The sequence below is a fragment of the Actinosynnema sp. NPDC023587 genome (assembly GCF_040640215.1).
Classification (GTDB): Bacteria; Actinomycetota; Actinomycetes; order Mycobacteriales; family Pseudonocardiaceae; genus Actinosynnema.
The window spans coordinates 397,167-413,498 of record NZ_JBFABG010000007.1 but is presented as its reverse complement, the minus strand read 5'-3'; the positions used below and the strand labels follow the sequence as shown (position 1 = coordinate 413,498).

Genomic DNA, 16,332 nt, shown 5'->3' with positions numbered 1-16,332 from the left:
CCGTACACCGTCTGCCAAGGCCCGTAGACGGGTGGGACGTCGCGCCACGGAGCGCCGACCCGCACGCGCCAGCGGATGCCGTCGATCAACTGCCGGTTGCTCCACTTGGGCGGGCGGCCCGGTTTGTGTCCGACGGGCAGCAGCGGTTGCAGTCTCGCCCATTGCGCGTCGGTCAGGTCGGCCCGCCCCGCTGCCGCTACGCTGGCCACGAGGTCTCCGGTACTACGGTTTTGCTTGGTCGCTAAACCACTTACCGGAGACCTCGCCACGTTCCGGCCACCGACACGCCGCCGGCCGCCTCACCTTTTGAAACACGGGCTAGCTGCGGCACGCAGTGGAGGAGTCGCCGCTGTTCCTGGCCGCGCGCGAATCGGCGTCCGGGACCCGTGCGCCGATCAAGACCGTGCTGCGCGACCACCGCAAGCCGGTGCTCATCGCGGCGCTGGCGAACGTGGGGGGGAAGGCGACTTACTACACGTTCAGCATCTTCCTGATCTCCTACCTGACGCAGATCGTGCACCTGCCCAAGAACACCGTGCTGTCCGCCGTCATCATCGCCTCGGTCTGCCAGGTGGTGGCGATCCCGACGGGCGGGCTGCTCGCGGACCGGTTCGGCCGCCGTCCGTGCACGATCGTGGTCGCGGTGCTGATCGCGGTGTGGGCGTTGGTGGGCCTGCCGTTGGTGGACGACGGCCGGTTCGCCGTGGTCACGTTCGTGATCGTGGTCGGACTGGCCCTGCACGGACTGATCACCGGGGCGCAGTCGGCGACCATCGTGGGCGGTTCGCTCGCGCCGGTGGTGGGTGTGGCGCTGCTGCACCGCTTCCCGTCCACGGTCCCGGCCGCGTTGTTCCTGTGCGCGACGATCGTCTGCACCGTGGTCGCGTTCCTGTGGGCCGGGGAAACCCGCCACCGCGATCTCCGGGACATCTCCACGCGGTACCCGGGCGGGATGTGATCTTGCCGATACCGCGAAACGCCGATGTGCGACCGGCGATAGTGCCCGTGTGAAGAACCTGGGGGGAGTGGTGGCGGTCTGCGTTCTGGCAGCCGCCTTGGTGGCGTGCGACTCCGCGCCGGTCGCCGTGCCCGCGACGTCGGTGACGTCGGCGACCACGGCGACAGCGACGACGGCGACGACCACGGCTTCGCTGTCCGATCGGCTGCCCAAACTGGTCGAACGCGCCACGTTCCCCCGGAACGCCATGGCGGACCGGGGCGTGGCCGAGCCGAACGAACAGCGGTACGCCGTGTCGGGCATGCCGCAACTGTGCGATTTCACCGCTGACACGGGGTCCGGCTACCGGCCTGGCCTGTACCGGAAGTGGGGGAACGAGTCGTTCACCCTGCGCCAGTACGTCATCGGCTTCGCCGAGTCGACCGGCGAGGAGGTGCTCGACCAACTCGCCACGGCGGCCCGCGACTGCTCCACGTGGACCGAGAAGGACCTGGAGATCCGCGTGGTGCAAGCGGTGTCGGTGAACCGGCCCGACGGCGTCGACGCGTTCCTGGGCCGCTGCCTGGCACTCATGCAGAACGGGCGGCTGCACTGGATCTGCCTCGGGTTCATGGGGTACGGCAACCTGGTGTCGTGCCTGACGGTGTCCAGTACCGCCGGGTTCGACGCGACGTTGGCCGAACTGCACGCACTCCTGCCCCGCGCCGCGGAAAGGCTGCTGAAGGCGTGACCGCCTGATCCCTGCCGGAAGGCAGAGCGAGGTCTTCACCTTCGGCAGAGGCGCGCCGAAGATGATCTAGGTAACTTCGTGTTCATGGAAGGTTTACCGACCGGGGCGCAGATCCCGGTGGACGACGTGCCCGACGTGAGCGCCGAGTGGTACCTCGACATCGCCCGGCTGGGCGTGACCAGTCCGGAGCCCGTGCGGGCGTTCGGCGCGGTCTTCACCGACGCGGTGCTGGTGCTGTTCGCGATCGGGTTCCTGGTGCTGTGGTGGCGCGCGCGGCGGGCGTCGGCGGAAGTGATGGCGCGGGCGGTGCTGGCACCCGTCGTGACCGTGCTGGCGTACGCGATCAGCGAGACGACGAAGGTGGTGTGGCAGGAGGACCGGCCCTGCCGGGTGTTGGGCGAGGTGGCCACGGTGGTGGCGTGCCCCGGGGTGGGGGACTGGTCTTTCCCCAGCAACCACGCGGCGATCGCGGGTGCGGCGGCCGTCGCCGTCGCGTGGTCCGGCCGGGGGTGGGGTGTCCTCGCCGCCGTGGTGGCGGTGGCGGCGGCGTTCTCCCGGGTGTTCGTCGGGGCGCACTACCCGCACGACGTGGTGGCCGGGCTGCTGTGCGGAGCCGTGGTAGCGCTGGTGCTGCCGTCGGCCGCGCGGGCGGTGGCCCCGGTCGTCGCCCGGATTCGGCGGCACGCCTCCGGCGGTGTGCTGCTCGGTGGGAGATGATGCCGGTCGTGCGCGGGGTGCTCGTGTGGGTGTTGGCGGCGGTACCGCTGGTGTGGGCGGCGATCACGTCTCTGCCGGGTCGGTTGACCCCGTGGGAAGCGGTGGCGTACCTCGTGGTCCTGGCCGTCGTGGTGCCCGCGGTCCGCCGGTGGCCGGTGGGGGCGTTGCTGACGGCCGGGGTGACGTGGCAGGTGTCGTTCTTCGGCACCGTCGCGGAGGACAGCACCGTCGCCGTGGGCGCTCTGTCGGTGGGCCTGGTCGCGGTCTCGTTCCTGGCCGGTCGGCACGCCCCGGCCGGGGAGCGCGGCGTCGTGGCGCTGGTGGTGCTCGGCGCGGGCGCGGTGACGGTCGCGGTCGTCGTCGTGGGCGGCGCGGACACGGCGTTGGCGGCGCTGTCCGGGACGGCCGCCCTCGCGGCGGTGCCGTGGGCGGCCGGGCGCTACCGCCGGCAGTACCTGGAGATGGTCCGGGCCGGGTGGGAACGGGCCGAGCAGCTCGAACGGGAGGCCGACCGCGCGGCCGACCGCGCCCGCGCCCGGGAACGCGCCCGGCTCGCTGCCGAGATGCACGACCTGGTGGGCCACGAACTGGCGCGGGCGGCGCTGCGGGTCGGCGCGCTGGAGCTCGCGCCGGCCCTGGGCGCGGAGCACCGCGCGTCGGCCCGCGCGGCCCGTGAGGCGGTCACCTCCGCCGCCGAGCGGCTGGCCGACGTCGTGGGCCTGCTGCGCACCGGGGAGCCGGAGCGCGTCGAGTCCGTGGCCGAGATCGTCGGCCGGTCCAGGCTCTCCGGTCTTGAGGTCGAGTCGACCGGCGACGAGCTCGGGTCGGTCGACCCGGTGATCGCGCACACGGTGCACCGCGTGGTCACCGAGGCGATCACCAACGCGATCAAGCACGCGCCCGGCGCGCCGGTGTCCGTCGACCTCGCCCGCGCCGGCGGTGTCGAGGTCGTCGTGGTCACCGGCCCGGCCCGGCGGTCGCCGGCACCGGGCGGCGGCCAGGGCCTGCTCGGGCTGGCCGAGCGGGTGGCGCTCGTCGGCGGCGCGTTCACCGCGCGCGAGCTCGACGGCGGCGGGTTCGAGGTGCGCGCGAGCCTGCCCGCCACCCCGGTCCTGCGCGACGCGCCCGCCACCGACACCCACCGCCGCCGCGCGGAGCTGCGAGTGCGGCGCAGCGCCCGGCGGACCGTGCTGCTGACCTCCGCCGTGGCGGGCGGGATCGTGGTCGCCGTCCTGGGCTACCTGGTGTTCGACGCGGCGACGTCCGCGCTCGACCCGGCGGACTACCAGCGCCTCCGGGTCGGCGCGCCCGAGTCCGAGGTGGCCGCCGTGCTGCCGCCCCGGACCCGGGTCGACGACCCCGGCCGCACGCCACCACCGCCCGCCGGCACGACCTGCCGGTACTACAGCACCCACCGCAACCCGTTCGACGTCCGGCGGCTGGACCTGTACCGGCTGTGCTTCCGGGACGGCCGGCTGGCGGACAAGGCCCTGCTCGCGCGCGACCCGTGACCGGAGGCGATGATGCGACCCGTGATCAGGGTGGTGCTGGCGGACGACGAGGCGGTCGTGCGCGTCGGGGTGCGGGCGGTGCTGGCGACGGCGCAGGACGTGGAGGTGGTCGGCGAGGCGGGCACCGGCCGCGCGGCGGTCGACCTGGTTCTCGCGCACCGCCCCGACGTGGCCGTGCTGGACATCCGGATGCCCGGCCTCGACGGCCTCGACGCGGCGGCGGAGATCCGCCGGCTGGGCACCGGCACCGCGTCGCTGATCCTCACCACGTTCGCCGACGACCTGTACATCTCGCGCGCGCTGGGCGAGGGCATCGGCGGCTTCGTGCTCAAGACCGGCGACCCGCACGAGATCATCGCGGGGGTGCGCGCGGTGGCGTCCGGTGCCGCGTTCCTGTCCCCGCTGGTCGCGAAGCGCGTGGTCGACCACCTGTCCGGGCACGGCCCCCGGCTGCGGGCCGGTGACCGGGTCGGCGACCTGACCGAGCGGGAACGCGAGGTGCTGGGCCTGGTCGGGGCGGGCCTGTCGAACGCCGAGATCGCCGGCCGCCTGCACGTGGTGGAGGGGACCGTGAAGGTGCACGTGGGCAACATCCTGCGCAACCTGGACGTGCGCAACCGGGTCCAGGCGGCGATCATCGCCTATGAGGCCGGCCTCATCCCACCGGCCGCCTGAAGCGTGCGGGTTAGGCTCCCGGCGTGGTCCTGGTTGCTCTCGACGTGGCGGCGCACGACACCCCGACCGGTTCGCGGGTCGGTGGCCGGGCACCGGAGTGCCTCGGCGGGGGAAGTGATCTGCTCGACCGCTACGACTACCTGCTCACGCTCGGCGCGGACGCCGCGCCGTGGTCGGGCGGTCGTGAGGTGTCGGTGTTGCTGCGCAAGGGTTTCACCATCGCCGACAACGACGTCGAGTACCCCGGCATCGGCGTGGAGGCCGTGCTGCACCCGCCGTCGCCGCGCGGGCAGGACGTCCGGGGCGTCCACTCCGGACTGGGCAGCGCGGCGCTGGTCGAGGTCCGGGACGGGGTCGAGGCCGTGGTGTTCGTCCGGATCGCCGACACGCCGGCGCTGATCCAGGGCGATCCCTCCTACGCGGCAGCCGTCGAAGCGGACGGCTACCGCTTCCTGTTCCAGATCGACGACGACGGCCTGCCACACGGCGACCACCCGGCGGGAGAGTTCCTGTTCGGCGACTACCCGTTCGGCTACGGCGCGGTCTACTTCTACGGGGCACTGGACGAGCACGGTCACGCGGTGACGGTCGTCCCCGGCTTCCTGGACTTCTAACGCGTGTTCCGGATGTGGCGGACGCGGGCCGGTTACCCGTAGCGGCATCAACCCGCTCAGGCAACACACCGTCGACGTCGCCGCCATCAACACCCGGCCACGCCGCACCTGAAACGCGCTAAGCCCCCGTGATGATCCGCAGCGCCTCGGCGAACACCGCGGCCAACTCGTCCTCCCGGCCCGGCGCACACCGCTTGGCGACCCGCCGGGCGAGCTCCGCGAGGTGCGGACCGACCGCCTCCACGACCGACCCCGCCGCGACCTCCGAAGCCGGCACGACGACGTTGACCGTGATCCGCTTGCGCGCGCCCGAATACCTCAGGTTGTGCACACCCCCGTGCCCTTCGCCGGACGTGATCGAGCCGCCCACCGTGAGGAACACGTCGAGCGCGTCGAGCCCGTCCACCGAGACCGGCGCGAGGGCGGACACCAGTGCCCGTCGCAAGTACACCGGGTCGGCGGGCGACCGTTCGGGACCGCCCAGCCGACACCTCATGGTCAACTCCACGCCGACACCCCGTTGCACGTCGAAACCCGCAGGCCGGTCGGCCTGATGCCCACCGCGAGGACCGGCCGCACGCGGTCGGCGAGGGGACTCGCTCAGCCCGCCCAGTTGCCTGACACGAACAGCAGGAAGATCGCCGACTGCACGAGCGTCGACAGGTACAGCCAGCCGTGGAGCACCGGCCACAGGGCGGGTCGACGCTGCGCCGCGAGCACCATCACCACGTAGATCACCAGGCACGGCAACAAGTACCGGTGCACCGAGACGACGTTGCTGTTCAGCGTGAACATCACGAACGACGCCAGACCGAAGGCGGCCAGCGGGATGCCGTCCTTGCGCAGCGCCACGAACGCGTACACCGAGGACGCCAGCAGCACGATCAACCCGACCGTGGGCAGCAGGTGGCTGAGCACCTGCCAGTTGGTCGGCCGGCCGCTCGCCAGCGCGTCCCACGACGCCACGAGTTCGCGGTACACCGTGCCGAAGATGTTCGGATCGGCCTGGTGGTAACCCCAGGTGGTCACCGTGTCGTAGGCGTGGAACATGGCCAGCGCGTCGCCGTCCACGACCTTCAGCACCACGGCGTAGGCCACCACGCCCAGCCCGGCCGCCGGGAACCACAGCAGGTGCCACGACAGCAGCCCGCGCGGCTTCCAGTCCTTGCTGCGGAAGAACTCCAGGAAGCACAGGCCGACGAACAGCGCGGCGGTGATCCGGGTGGCCGTCAGCGGGATCAGCAGCAGGCCCATCCACACCCACTGGCGGCGCAGCGCGAACAGGAACGCCCAGAACCCCAGCGCGCAGAACACCGCCTCGCTGTAGTAGGCGTGCATGAAGAACGCCGTGGGCGCGGTGAGGAACGCCGCCACGGTCAGCCAGGCGGCCCGCTCGCCGGTGGTGAAGTGCCGCGCGATCTTCAGCAGCGCGGTCGCCGCGAACCACGAGGCGAGCCCGTTGACGACGATTCCGACACCGAGGAAGCCCAGCTTGCCGAAGGTGACCGTCTGGACGAGCCACAGGCAGAACGGGAAGAACGGGTAGAACGCGTGCACCCACGGCGTGGCCTCGTTGCCGTAGCCGCCCATGGTGATGTTGTGGAAGTTCTCCGCGTCCCAGCGGTAGGTGTGGGACAGCAGGGTCGCGTCCGGGCCGAGCACCTCGACCGGGTAGCCCTCGCCGACCGGCAGGGAGCCCTGGAACAGCACGGCCACCGCCGTGAGCGCCGCGTGCCAGGCGAACACCAGTGCGAACGTGCGCCCCCAGTCCGACGCGGCGAACGCGCGCCAACGGGACCCGGTGCGGGCGGGGCGGTCTTCCGGCGCTGCGACGGCCGGCGTCATCACATCCGTCATCAGACGGCTTCCTTCGGTCTGAAGACGAGCTTGCTGTACAGGACGTAGTTCCACACGAGGGTGAAGGCCAGCGCGATCAGCTTCGGCCCGACGACCGCCACCACCTCGGGGGTGCCGGCGAACAGACCGCCGGTCAGGCTGATCACGATCGGTTGCACCACCCACAACCCCACGGCCGTGACCAGCGCGAACAGCAGGAGCTGGGTGCGCACGTCACCGCCCCGGGCGCGGAAGGTGAACGAGCGGTTCAGGGTGAAGCTGCACACCATGCCCGCCGACGTGGACACCAGGTTGGCCACGAACATCGGCACGCCCGCCAGCGACAGCAGGGTGTACGCGACGAGGTCGACCGCCGTGTTGGCGATGCCGACCAGGCCGAACCGGATCTTGGTCGCGAGCTCGGGCTTCACGACATGAGGCTTTCCGCCGCCGGCGCGGTCGGCTGGGCGGCGGTCGGTTCGGTGGCGGCGGGCTGCGTAGCGGTCGGCGTGCCGGCGGCAGTCCGGCCGGCGGCGGGCTGGGTGGCGGTCTTCCGGGCACCGGTGTGCACCGACCCGACCGCGTACAGCGGCCGTGCCTGGACCTGCGCGTACGTGCGGCCGATGTAGCTGCCCAGCACGCCCAGCATGGTGATCTGGATGCCGCCCAGGAAGAACATGCCGATGGTGATGAACGCCCAGCCGGGCACGGCGGTCTCCGGCGCGAACAGCCGCACCGCGCCCACGTAGAGGATGCCCAGGAAGCTCAGGAACGAGATCACGTAGCCCAGCCGGCTGATCAGCCTCAGGGGGGCGACCGAGAAGCCGAGGATGCCGTCCGCGGCGAAGCGCAGCATCTTGCTCAGCGGGTAGCCGGTGACGCCCGCGTGCCGCTCGTCGCGGTCGAACAGCACGCCGGTCTGCCGGAAGCCGATGTAGCTCACCAGGCCGCGCAGGAAGCGGTCCCGCTCGCGGTACTTGCGCAGCTCGTCCACGACCTTGCGGTCGATCAGCCGGAAGTCGCCGGTGTTGCGCGGGATGTCGATCGAGGCGACCTTGCGCAGGAACCAGTAGAACGCCCCGGCGGTGACCTTCTTGAAGGCACTGTCCTGACGGGAGCGGCGCTGGGCGTAGACGACCTCGTAGCCCTGCTCCCACTTCTCGATCAGCTCCAGGCTGACCCGTGGCGGGTCCTGCATGTCGCTGTCCATGATGACCACGGCGTCCGCGTCGGCCAGGTCCAGGCCGGCGGTGACCGCGAGCTGGTGGCCGAAGTTGCGGGCCAGCTCGATCACGGTGACCCGGTCGTCCGCGTCGGCCAGCTCGCGCAGGCGGGCCAGCGAGTCGTCCTTGCTCCCGTCGTCCACGTAGATGAAGTTCACGTGGTACCGGTCGGCCAGCTCGTCCGTGATGCCGGACACGGTCCGGTGCAGCAGCTCGATGTTCCCGGCCTCGTTGTAGATCGGGAAGACGTAGGTGATGGTCCGCTTCGTCCCGTCGGGGTGCGCCTCGGAGCTCACAGGCCAACCGTCCTTTAACGTGTTCGCGACAAGGGAACGCCCGGCCGGATGCGGCCATGGGGATTCCGGCGGCACTATACGCAGTCGGAACGGGCTTGCGGCCGTCGGGTACCGTGTGCCGGCTCGTCAAAGGTGTAGGGGAGAGGGCTGTTCCGCGTGCTGACCCATACCGAGTTCATGGCCATGCGCAGGTTCCCCGCGCTCGACGGGCTGCGCGCGGTCGCGGCGGTGATCGTGGTGGTGTCCCACTTCGCCGGACCCCGGTGGACGTGGGTGTCCGGGTGGGTCGGCGTCTACATCTTCTTCGTGCTGTCCGGGTTCCTGATCACGACGCTGCTGCTGCGCGAGCAGTCGTCGGCCGGGCGCATCTCGCTGAAGTCTTTCTACATCCGGCGGGTGTTCCGAATCCTGCCTCCGTACCTGGTGATCCTCGGGTTCATCGTGCTGTTCTGCGCGCTGCGCGGCGAGTTCTACAGCCGTGAATTCCCGACCGCGCTGCCGTACTACCTGACGTTCTTCAACGAGTTCCTGCCCGAGGCGAACCCGACCGGGCCGAACAACTTCTTCAGCGGTTCCTGGACGCTGGGCATCGAGGAGAAGTTCTACCTGTTCTGGCCCGTGCTGATCGTCGTGGTCGGGGTGGCGGCGGTGAAGCGCCGGATCGCGGTGGCGGTCGCCGCGCTGGCCGCGATGGTGCTGCTGATCCCGTTCACCGGCGGGTGGATCATGGACTACTCGCTGACGCTGCTCTACGAGTCGACCGTCCACTACGCGATCCTGCTGCTGGGTGCGCTGCTCGCCGTCCTGATGCACAACGAACGGACGTTCGCGCTGGTCGCGCCCCTGACGCACCCGCTCGCGGCGATCCCGGTGGTGGGCGGCTTCCTGCTGCTGCACGTGAACATGACCGACCTGTGGGCGAGCACCCGCAACAACCTGTGGCTGCTGCTCGGCTACGCGGTGCTGGTGGCGCTGCTGCTCGTGGTGCTGGTGTCGCGCGGCCCGGTGCGGTGGCTGCTGTCGACCGCGCCGATGCGGTTCGTGGGCGACCGGTCGTACTCGCTGTACCTCATCCAGGGCGTGGCGCACTTCATCGTCGTGCTGGCCATCCCGAGGTTCGCGGTGAACGGCACGTCGACGGCGATCGTGGTGGTCGTCGTCTCGCTGCTGATGGCGGACCTGGTCTACCGGTGGTTCGAGCAGCCCGCGATCTCGCTGGGGCGCAAGATCGTCAAGCGCTACAAGCCCCAGCCGGGGCCGCCGGCGGAACCGCTGCCCGCGCCCGCCCAGGTGCCCTCCACCGCCTGAGCGGCCGGAGCGCCGCTGCCCGGGACGTCCGGCAACGACCGGTCACCGGACGCGCGGGCGGCTACGGCGTCGACCAGCGCCGTCTCCGCCGGGAGCCTGGTGCCTGGTGCCTGGTGCCCGCCGGCCACTCGCCGGCCGCGATCCGCGTCCGGAGGAGTCCGGGCGGCATGTGACCCACCTCTCACCCCTCCTCGGGTTGTCCGAGGAGTCGCCGGCCGGTCTGGTCTGCCCGCGCCGAGCCGCACGACCTGGTCCTGACCGTCGCCGGCCACCTGGACCGGCGCGGGATCGGTGATCCTGTCGGTGCACCCGCACCACGACCGGGGCACGGGTGTGGCGTGCGCCGAACTCGCGCCGCCGGCCGGCTGATCGGGTGGCCGGTCCTGGCCGACCGCCGGGTGCCGACAGCGGGACCGCCCGCCCGGGTGTTATGGGGATCTGGGAGTGGGGGAGCGGGCCCTCTCGTCGGTACCTTCCGCGATGACGACGAGCACGAGCGGCGCGCGGCCCTGCCATGACCCCGCGCGTCCGCTCCGAAACGAGGTCCCGTGAGTTCCCCACGCAGTCTGCGCCTGGTGGTCGTGCTGCTCGCCCTGACCCTGGGTCCGGGCACCGCCACCGCCGCCGTGCCCACCGCCGCCGCCGAACCCTACTGCTACGACGAACCGTCACAGCCGACGGCGAACGTGAGCGACCTGAAGGCGTCGTTCACCGCCGCGAACTGGATGCAGACCCTCCAGGCCGTGTACAAGCGGCGCTGGCCCAGCGGGGAGGCGCTGGCGATCGCGCAGGCCAAGGACAAGTACTGGAACCAGTTCGTGAACAAGTCCGGCTTCGACGCGTTCGCCGAGTCGATGATGGTCGCGATCCACGAGGAAACCCACATGTGGGACCTCGACCCGGCGCGGACGAGGTGGAACGTGCACACCGCCGCGTGGATCACCGCCTCCCGGCAGGCCACCGCCGTGCCGCTGCACGACGGGTTCGCCCGCAAGGAGATCCTGCCGCTCATCCGGGACCGGTACTCCGACTCGATGGACGGCATCTACCTGCGCGACCGGACGCAGGGCGACTACCACCTCCAGGGCGTGCTGGCGGAGCTCAACGCGGGCCTGACCGGTCTGCCGGCGGTGACCGTGCTCCAGGAGTTCATCAAGGGCGTCGGGGCGAGCAACGCCCGGGACATCGCGGCGACCAACCTGCGCTACCTGCTGCTGTACCTGAGGGTGGCCAAGGACGAGCACCCCGCGTACTGGGCGAAGATCAAGAACGAGCCCAAGTTGCGGGACCTGGTCCTGACCCAGTTCCTGCGCACGGCCTACTGGCTGGACAAGTCCGCGCCGTACACCGGCAAGCTGGGCGGCCCGAACGCCGACCGCGTCACCGCGACCAACTACGCGCCCGAGAACATCTCCGTCCTGGAGGAGTTCACCGGCAAGCGGGTCCGCGTGGACACGCAGAGGCACTGCACGCTCTAGTCAGTCCACTGTGGAGCGCTCGGTACCGGCCCGGTGCCGAGCGCTCCGCCGCGCCCGCCGCGCGGGAGACCGGGCGACCCCGTCACCGGCGGTCGAAGCAGCGGCTCACCGGCCCGGTGGGAGTGCTCAGGTCCACTCCCACCGGACACCGTACATACCGGATTTCACGTCCTGCGCGGCCACCATCGCGCTGCTGCGGTCCACCAGGCCGATCTCCCGGTCCGCTCGCGGCTGCGAGCAGGTCGGGGCCTCGAACCGGTGGCAGCGGACGGGCAGCATGGCCTGGTCGAAGCTCACCTGGAGCACGTAGAGCGCCACCGGCGTGGTGAACGCGCGGAAGTACTCGCGGTCGAACACCGGCTGGCCCATGATCGACCGGTACTCGATGGAGAACACCTCGCCGGACCGGTACGAGCGTTCCAGCAGCAGTTCCGCGCCGACCACCCGGCGGTCGTGGTCGCGGCGCACCCGCCCCAGCCGACAGCGCTCGACGGCCTCGGTGCGGACCAGGTCGAGGTCGTCCGCCGAGTCCGCGAAGTTCACCGCGAAGCACCGGCTCACGCCGTCCCGCACGGCTTCCGCGACCGAGCGGGTGCGGACCTCGCGCAACGTCCGGTCCGGGTTGACCCGGACGTGCTCCTCCACGTACAGCAGGCGTATCCCGTCGAACTTCTCCGGGCTGATCTGGTCCACGAGATCGGCCACCGCGTCCGGTTGCGGCAGCACGTCCGAGCGGGGGTGACCGCTGGTGTGCCGACCGCGCGGGCGACGCGGGCCGAGCAGGGTGATCAGCGCGCCGGCGGGCAGTCCGAGCAGCACCTCCAACTCGGTGACCGCGCGCAGCGAACCGGGGCGCTCCGGTCGGTTGGTGCCGGACTGCCAGCTGCTCAGCGCCGCGACGGAGACGTGCGTGCCGCGCCGGGCCAATCGCGCCCGCACCGCCTGCAACGTCAATCCGCTGCTCCGGATGGCGGCCCGCAGAGCACCGCCGAACGTCGTCCCGGCGTTGCCTCCCATGCCACCCCTCCGACCGCGCCCGTGGCACCGGGCCGCACCCGGAATTACAGGGTTTTTCCAGGGTCGAGCCCGGCGACGCCTGGAAATCCTATCCCACCGGCGCTTCTCGGATCACCGCCCGACCGGCCGTACGGGGAATGGCCGCGCCGACACCGGTTCCCCTTGTGGAGCGATTCCCGCCCAGTACGGTGAAGCTGTCCTGCTTCCCGGTCGGCGAACCGCACTCTCCCCGCGCCGCCCGGGAATTCGCCCCTGCGGGTCGACTTCTCCCCTGTCAGAACGGAGTTGACAATTGCTTCGCAGAATTCTCGCCGTGGCCACCGGTGTCGCCCTGTCGGCGCTCGCGCTGTCCGCGCCGGCCGCCGCCGCCCCGGTCTCGATCCAGGCCCGCACGATCACGGTCAGCGGTGGCGGTGAGTACGCCTCCTACGTGCCGCAGGCGATCCAGATCTGGAACAGCCAGGTGCCCAACATCCGGATGAGCCAGGTCGCGAGCAACGGCAACATCCGCATCTCGGTCACCAGCGGCGGCGGCTCGCGCGCCTCCATCGGCCACGGGTCGGGCTGGATCATCCTGGACCGCCAGCAGATCAACCAGGGCTACTCGCCGCTGCGCGTGGTCGCCCACGAGATGGGCCACTCGCTCGGGTTGCGCGACAACTACAACCGCGACTGCAACATCCTGATGTCCGGTGGCAGCGCGGGCACGCAGTGCCGCAACCCCAACCCCAGCGCGTCCGAGGCGAACTGGGTGAACCAGAGCTTCGCCGGCGGGTTCCGCGCCGAGGTGGGCGGTCCGATCGAGTGGGCCGTGGACTCGTGGCCGGCACCGGCCGAAGCGCTCGTCGCGGCGTGACGCGGCTGTCCCGGTAACCGCAGGGTGGGCCGGGCGGGCTGAGGGGTACACCCTCGCCGGTGTGCGGGTGGGCGGTATCGCGGCCGTCCACCCGCACCTCCCCGACGGGGCCGTGCGCCTCACCTCGGCGGTGTGGAGCGTGATCGCCTCCACGCCCGCGTCGAGCAGCGGCAAGTAGTCCTCGCGCACCGGACCGTCGCGGCGGGTCGTGCCGCACCGCGTTCCGCTCAGGCGGCCAGCGCCCGGTACGGCCGAACGATGTCCTCGATGAACCCGTCCAGCTCGCCGTCGACCTTCGCGCACGTCGGGTCGTCGAGCTCGTTGTCTATCGCGTGCACCCGGCCCGCCACGCTGTCGTGGGCCCGCAGCCTGCCGAAGTCGTCCGCCAGGTAGAGCGAGTTGGCCACCACGCTGGGCAGCCGGTGGTCGTCGGACACGGTGATGGTGATGTCCGGTTCGGTGATGTGGACGCGCGGGGGCTGGGCCCGCGCGCCGAGCCGGTTCGTGCGCACCTCCGTGGACGCCTGCACGTGGATCAGGTGGCAGGACGACAGCACCGACTCGCCGAAGACGTTGAGCGCCTTGACCACGTCCGAGCGGGCGAACTCGACCAGGGTGATCGACGACGTGGAGATGTTGCGCCACACCCGCTGCGCCAGCGCGTCCAGGGCCGGTCGCAAGTTCTCCTCGCTGGCCACCCGGAACGCGCCGCCCGCGTCGGCGGTGAAGCCGTGCCCGCGCTCGTCGTCGAGCAGCAGCACGTTGTGCACGAAGTCGTGGAACGCGTAGACGTAGTCGCTCAGCTCGTCCACCTGGAACCGCAGCTCGGTGAGCTTCGCGGTCAACCGCTTGCGCACCAACGACTTCCCGGCACCGGGCAGCCCGGTCACGAACACCACGGGCGCGGCGTCGCGGAAGGCCAGGTGCCGCACCACCGCGTTCACCGCGACCGCGTCGAGCGCGTACTTCGAGCGCAGGTACCGGAGCTGCTCGGCGAGTTCGGCGCGGTCGCCCCGGCGGCGCACGCCGCGCAGCACCTCGTCGGCCAGCACCGACTCCAGCGGCAGCGACTGGTCCCACACCTGCTCGAAGTGGGTCTGGAACACCTTCGCCGGGGACATGCCGTCCAGCCGGTTGGGGCGGTCACGGGTGCCGTCGCGGTGGTTGAGCACGGTGTGGTGCACGACGCCGGTGAACACGTGGTAGGACAGCTCGTCGGTGTTGAGCGCGTTCGCCACCCGGATGTCGATGCCCCGGCTGAGCAGTTCCGCCGCCGCCGTCAGGCACTCGCGGCTCTCCCGCGTCACCAGCCGCACGCCGTGCTCGGCGTTGACGCGCTGCCACGCGGCCTGGATGTCGCGGAGCACCGGGTTGCCGCCGGCCGGTTGCAGGTGCGGCACGAACGCGTCGAGGCGGTGCACGTCCACGTGCTGCGACATGGCCAGCACGGCGGCCAGGTAGTGTCGGCGGGAAACCTTGTGCGACAACGCGTTCGGCACCTTTCGGCGGTTCGTCGCGGCACGCAGCACGGCGACGATCCCGGCCACCGCCACACCGCTCACGATCGGCAGGACCAACTGGGCCCAGATCATCTCAGCCTCCCCTCGGCAGGTCGTGCACGAACCCGGGGTAGGGGTCGCAGTGGTGTTCGACCATGACCTTGGCGATCTTCGCCGCCTCCGCCTTGAGGTCCGGCACGTACTTGGCGAGGTTCTCCCGCACGCTGTGCACCACCAGTCCCAGGCTGGCCGCGACCTCGTCCCGCGCGTCGAACACCGGCACCGCGACCGAGCACGAGCCGAGGGTCATCTCCTCGCTGGTCAGCGCGTAGCCGCGATCGCGCGTCGCGGCCAGTTCACGGCGCAGCCGGCCCGGTTCGACGATCGTGTGCCGGGTGCAGCGGACCAGCGGGCGGGCGCAGTAGGTGTCGATGAACTCCGTGCTGGAGAAGGCGAGCAGCGCCTTGCCGACGCCGGTCGAGTGCATCGGCAGCCGGTTGCCCTCGCGCGAGATTATCGGCACCGCCCGGTGCCCGGTGAGCTTGGCGACGTAGAGCGTGTCGTGGCCGTCGCGCACCGCGAAGTGGATGTTCTCCTTGCTCTTCTCGTACAGGTCCTGCATGAACGGCAGCGCGATCTCGCGCAGCCGGCGCGGGACCGGCGACAGCAGACCGATCTCCCACAGCCGGGTGCCGATCTGGTAGCGGTTGTCCGCGTTGCGCTCCAGCGCTCCCCACGCCTCCAGCGCCGCGACCAGCCGGTGCGCCGTGGCCAGCGGCATCGCGCAGCGCGCCGCCAGCTCGGTCAGCGTCAGCGTGGGGTGCCTGACGTCGAACGCCCCCAGCAGGTCCAGCGCACGTGACGTGGCCGACCGCCCGTTCCCCTGTGCCATCCGTCCTCCCGCCTCCGTGGCGGGTAGGAGCATCCTCGCGGGGTCGTGCGGCGGTAAAGGACTCACTTCCGTTAAACGGAAGTCCTTGCGCGAACAACACCGAATCGGGTGGTCAGAAAGCCGTCATCCGCTCGATCGGGGTGGCGCTTCCGATTGCCGGAAGCCGACGGGACCACATTTTTGCGGACGCTCAGCCCTCGGGGTGCAGGAGCAGTTCCGCGATGGCCCGCACGCGGTCGCGCGTGATGCCGGTGCGCTGCTCGACGGCCAGCGGGTGGTCGGTGGGCTCCAACTCGACCGTGGGCCGGGTGCCGACCGGCTCGCTGTGCACGTACGTCTTCAGGTTCACCGTCGTCGGTTCGTAGATCGGCAGCACCGTGGACAGCCAGCCGAAGTACGGCGGCTCGTCCACCCGAGCGGGGTCGTCCCACAGCTTCGAGGCGCGCGCGAAGTTGTCCTTGCTCAGCGACACCCACACGCCCCACTCGAAGTCCGTCTCGTCGTCCACCACGGGCAGCACCAGGCGGGCCCGGACGAAGAAGTGCTCACCACCGACCACGCACTGCTCCTCGCCGAGGACGCTGTCCGCGATCTCCTCCACGTCCGGGGTCCAGTAGGCGGGTGCGGGCGTCCCGTAGGCGAAGGGGAGCTCGTCGTGCCGCTGGTCGCAGCACGCGCAGAGGAAACCGGTCTCGGGCATGATCCACATCGTAGTGCGCGGT

The 16,332-nt window shown here is 71.1% G+C and carries 18 protein-coding genes; 9 read left to right on the top strand and 9 right to left on the bottom strand.

From position 1 onward, the window contains the following. Positions 1 to 209: transposase (locus AB0G01_RS21590; protein WP_360948126.1), on the bottom strand; the 209-nt coding region annotated here is incomplete at its 3' end. A 125-nt stretch (positions 210 to 334) separates the two neighbouring features. Here AB0G01_RS21590 and AB0G01_RS21585 point away from each other — a divergent pair. The 6 genes from AB0G01_RS21585 to AB0G01_RS21560 all read left to right on the top strand — a co-directional run bounded on the left by AB0G01_RS21585 (position 335) and on the right by AB0G01_RS21560 (position 5,205). Next, on the top strand, positions 335 to 958 hold the full coding sequence (locus AB0G01_RS21585; protein ID WP_360948124.1) for an MFS transporter: 624 nt from the start codon (positions 335 to 337) through the stop codon (positions 956 to 958). A 49-nt stretch (positions 959 to 1,007) separates the two neighbouring features. Continuing rightward, positions 1,008 to 1,688: a hypothetical protein gene (locus AB0G01_RS21580; protein WP_360948122.1), complete on the top strand. Its 681-nt coding sequence runs from the start codon at positions 1,008 to 1,010 to the stop codon at positions 1,686 to 1,688. A gap of 84 nt (positions 1,689 to 1,772) precedes the next feature. Then, complete coding sequence (locus AB0G01_RS21575) at positions 1,773 to 2,405, top strand: phosphatase PAP2 family protein (RefSeq protein WP_360948120.1); 633 nt, start codon at positions 1,773 to 1,775, stop codon at positions 2,403 to 2,405. A gap of 8 nt (positions 2,406 to 2,413) precedes the next feature. Further along, complete coding sequence (locus AB0G01_RS21570) at positions 2,414 to 3,916, top strand: histidine kinase (RefSeq protein ID WP_360948118.1); 1,503 nt, start codon at positions 2,414 to 2,416, stop codon at positions 3,914 to 3,916. 21 nt (positions 3,917 to 3,937) lie between these two features. Beyond that, positions 3,938 to 4,591, top strand: a complete 654-nt coding sequence (locus AB0G01_RS21565) for a response regulator transcription factor (RefSeq protein WP_360948116.1) — start codon at positions 3,938 to 3,940, stop codon at positions 4,589 to 4,591. 23 nt (positions 4,592 to 4,614) lie between these two features. After that, entirely contained in the window at positions 4,615 to 5,205 is a 591-nt protein-coding gene (locus AB0G01_RS21560) for a hypothetical protein (protein ID WP_360948114.1), read from the top strand. Positions 5,206 to 5,323: 118 nt separating this feature from the next. Here the strand turns inward: AB0G01_RS21560 and AB0G01_RS21555 are convergent, their stop codons facing one another. From AB0G01_RS21555 to AB0G01_RS21540, 4 genes are all read right to left on the bottom strand, one after another. Then, the gene (locus AB0G01_RS21555; protein ID WP_360948112.1) at positions 5,324 to 5,701 is read right to left on the bottom strand and encodes a hypothetical protein; all 378 of its coding nucleotides are present in this window, start codon (positions 5,699 to 5,701) and stop codon (positions 5,324 to 5,326) included. Positions 5,702 to 5,805: 104 nt separating this feature from the next. Continuing rightward, positions 5,806 to 7,062, bottom strand: a complete 1,257-nt coding sequence (locus tag AB0G01_RS21550) for a mannosyltransferase family protein (RefSeq protein WP_360948110.1) — start codon at positions 7,060 to 7,062, stop codon at positions 5,806 to 5,808. After that, positions 7,062 to 7,472, bottom strand: coding sequence for a GtrA family protein (locus AB0G01_RS21545; RefSeq protein WP_360948108.1), 411 nt, complete (start codon positions 7,470 to 7,472; stop codon positions 7,062 to 7,064). The genes AB0G01_RS21550 and AB0G01_RS21545 overlap by 1 nt, the downstream gene beginning before the upstream one ends. Next, on the bottom strand, positions 7,469 to 8,560 hold the full coding sequence (locus AB0G01_RS21540) for a glycosyltransferase family 2 protein (RefSeq protein ID WP_360948106.1): 1,092 nt from the start codon (positions 8,558 to 8,560) through the stop codon (positions 7,469 to 7,471). Before AB0G01_RS21540 ends, AB0G01_RS21545 begins: the two co-directional genes overlap by 4 nt. A 156-nt stretch (positions 8,561 to 8,716) precedes the next feature. On the opposite strand from AB0G01_RS21540, the gene AB0G01_RS21535 reads away from it, so the two are divergent. Both AB0G01_RS21535 and AB0G01_RS21530 read left to right on the top strand, forming a co-directional pair. Beyond that, positions 8,717 to 9,868 (top strand): acyltransferase, encoded by a 1,152-nt coding sequence (locus AB0G01_RS21535; protein WP_360948104.1) that lies wholly within the window; start codon positions 8,717 to 8,719, stop codon positions 9,866 to 9,868. Between the two features lie 548 nt (positions 9,869 to 10,416). Beyond that, the gene (locus tag AB0G01_RS21530; RefSeq protein WP_360948102.1) at positions 10,417 to 11,346 is read left to right on the top strand and encodes a hypothetical protein; all 930 of its coding nucleotides are present in this window, start codon (positions 10,417 to 10,419) and stop codon (positions 11,344 to 11,346) included. A 126-nt stretch (positions 11,347 to 11,472) separates the two neighbouring features. On the opposite strand, the gene AB0G01_RS21525 is transcribed toward AB0G01_RS21530, so the two are convergent. Further along, positions 11,473 to 12,363 (bottom strand): hypothetical protein, encoded by an 891-nt coding sequence (locus AB0G01_RS21525; RefSeq protein ID WP_360948100.1) that lies wholly within the window; start codon positions 12,361 to 12,363, stop codon positions 11,473 to 11,475. 313 nt (positions 12,364 to 12,676) lie between these two features. On the opposite strand from AB0G01_RS21525, the gene AB0G01_RS21520 reads away from it, so the two are divergent. After that, the gene (locus tag AB0G01_RS21520) at positions 12,677 to 13,219 is read left to right on the top strand and encodes a snapalysin family zinc-dependent metalloprotease (RefSeq protein WP_360948098.1); all 543 of its coding nucleotides are present in this window, start codon (positions 12,677 to 12,679) and stop codon (positions 13,217 to 13,219) included. A gap of 227 nt (positions 13,220 to 13,446) precedes the next feature. Here the strand turns inward: AB0G01_RS21520 and AB0G01_RS21515 are convergent, their stop codons facing one another. From AB0G01_RS21515 to AB0G01_RS21505, 3 genes are all read right to left on the bottom strand, one after another. Next, positions 13,447 to 14,811, bottom strand: coding sequence for a hypothetical protein (locus tag AB0G01_RS21515; protein ID WP_360948096.1), 1,365 nt, complete (start codon positions 14,809 to 14,811; stop codon positions 13,447 to 13,449). A 1-nt stretch (position 14,812) separates the two neighbouring features. After that, positions 14,813 to 15,610, bottom strand: coding sequence for an IclR family transcriptional regulator (locus tag AB0G01_RS21510; RefSeq protein ID WP_360948094.1), 798 nt, complete (start codon positions 15,608 to 15,610; stop codon positions 14,813 to 14,815). A 190-nt stretch (positions 15,611 to 15,800) separates the two neighbouring features. Further along, positions 15,801 to 16,310 carry a DUF2199 domain-containing protein gene (locus tag AB0G01_RS21505; protein WP_360948092.1) on the bottom strand — a complete coding sequence of 170 codons (510 nt, stop codon included), beginning with the start codon at positions 16,308 to 16,310 and terminating at the stop codon, positions 15,801 to 15,803. Positions 16,311 to 16,332 lie beyond the last annotated feature (22 nt).

What these genes read in the sequence shown, in the direction of transcription:
- AB0G01_RS21555 (WP_360948112.1), bottom strand. Translation starts at nt 5,701, where the DNA reads ATGAGGTGTCGGCTGGGCGGTCCCGAACGGTCGCCCGCCGACCCGGTG.
- AB0G01_RS21515 (WP_360948096.1), bottom strand. Translation starts at nt 14,811, where the DNA reads ATGATCTGGGCCCAGTTGGTCCTGCCGATCGTGAGCGGTGTGGCGGTG.
- AB0G01_RS21525 (WP_360948100.1), bottom strand. Translation starts at nt 12,363, where the DNA reads ATGGGAGGCAACGCCGGGACGACGTTCGGCGGTGCTCTGCGGGCCGCC.
- AB0G01_RS21575 (WP_360948120.1), top strand. Translation starts at nt 1,773, where the DNA reads ATGGAAGGTTTACCGACCGGGGCGCAGATCCCGGTGGACGACGTGCCC.
- AB0G01_RS21505 (WP_360948092.1), bottom strand. Translation starts at nt 16,310, where the DNA reads ATGCCCGAGACCGGTTTCCTCTGCGCGTGCTGCGACCAGCGGCACGAC.
- AB0G01_RS21550 (WP_360948110.1), bottom strand. Translation starts at nt 7,062, where the DNA reads ATGACGGATGTGATGACGCCGGCCGTCGCAGCGCCGGAAGACCGCCCC.
- AB0G01_RS21510 (WP_360948094.1), bottom strand. Translation starts at nt 15,610, where the DNA reads ATGGCACAGGGGAACGGGCGGTCGGCCACGTCACGTGCGCTGGACCTG.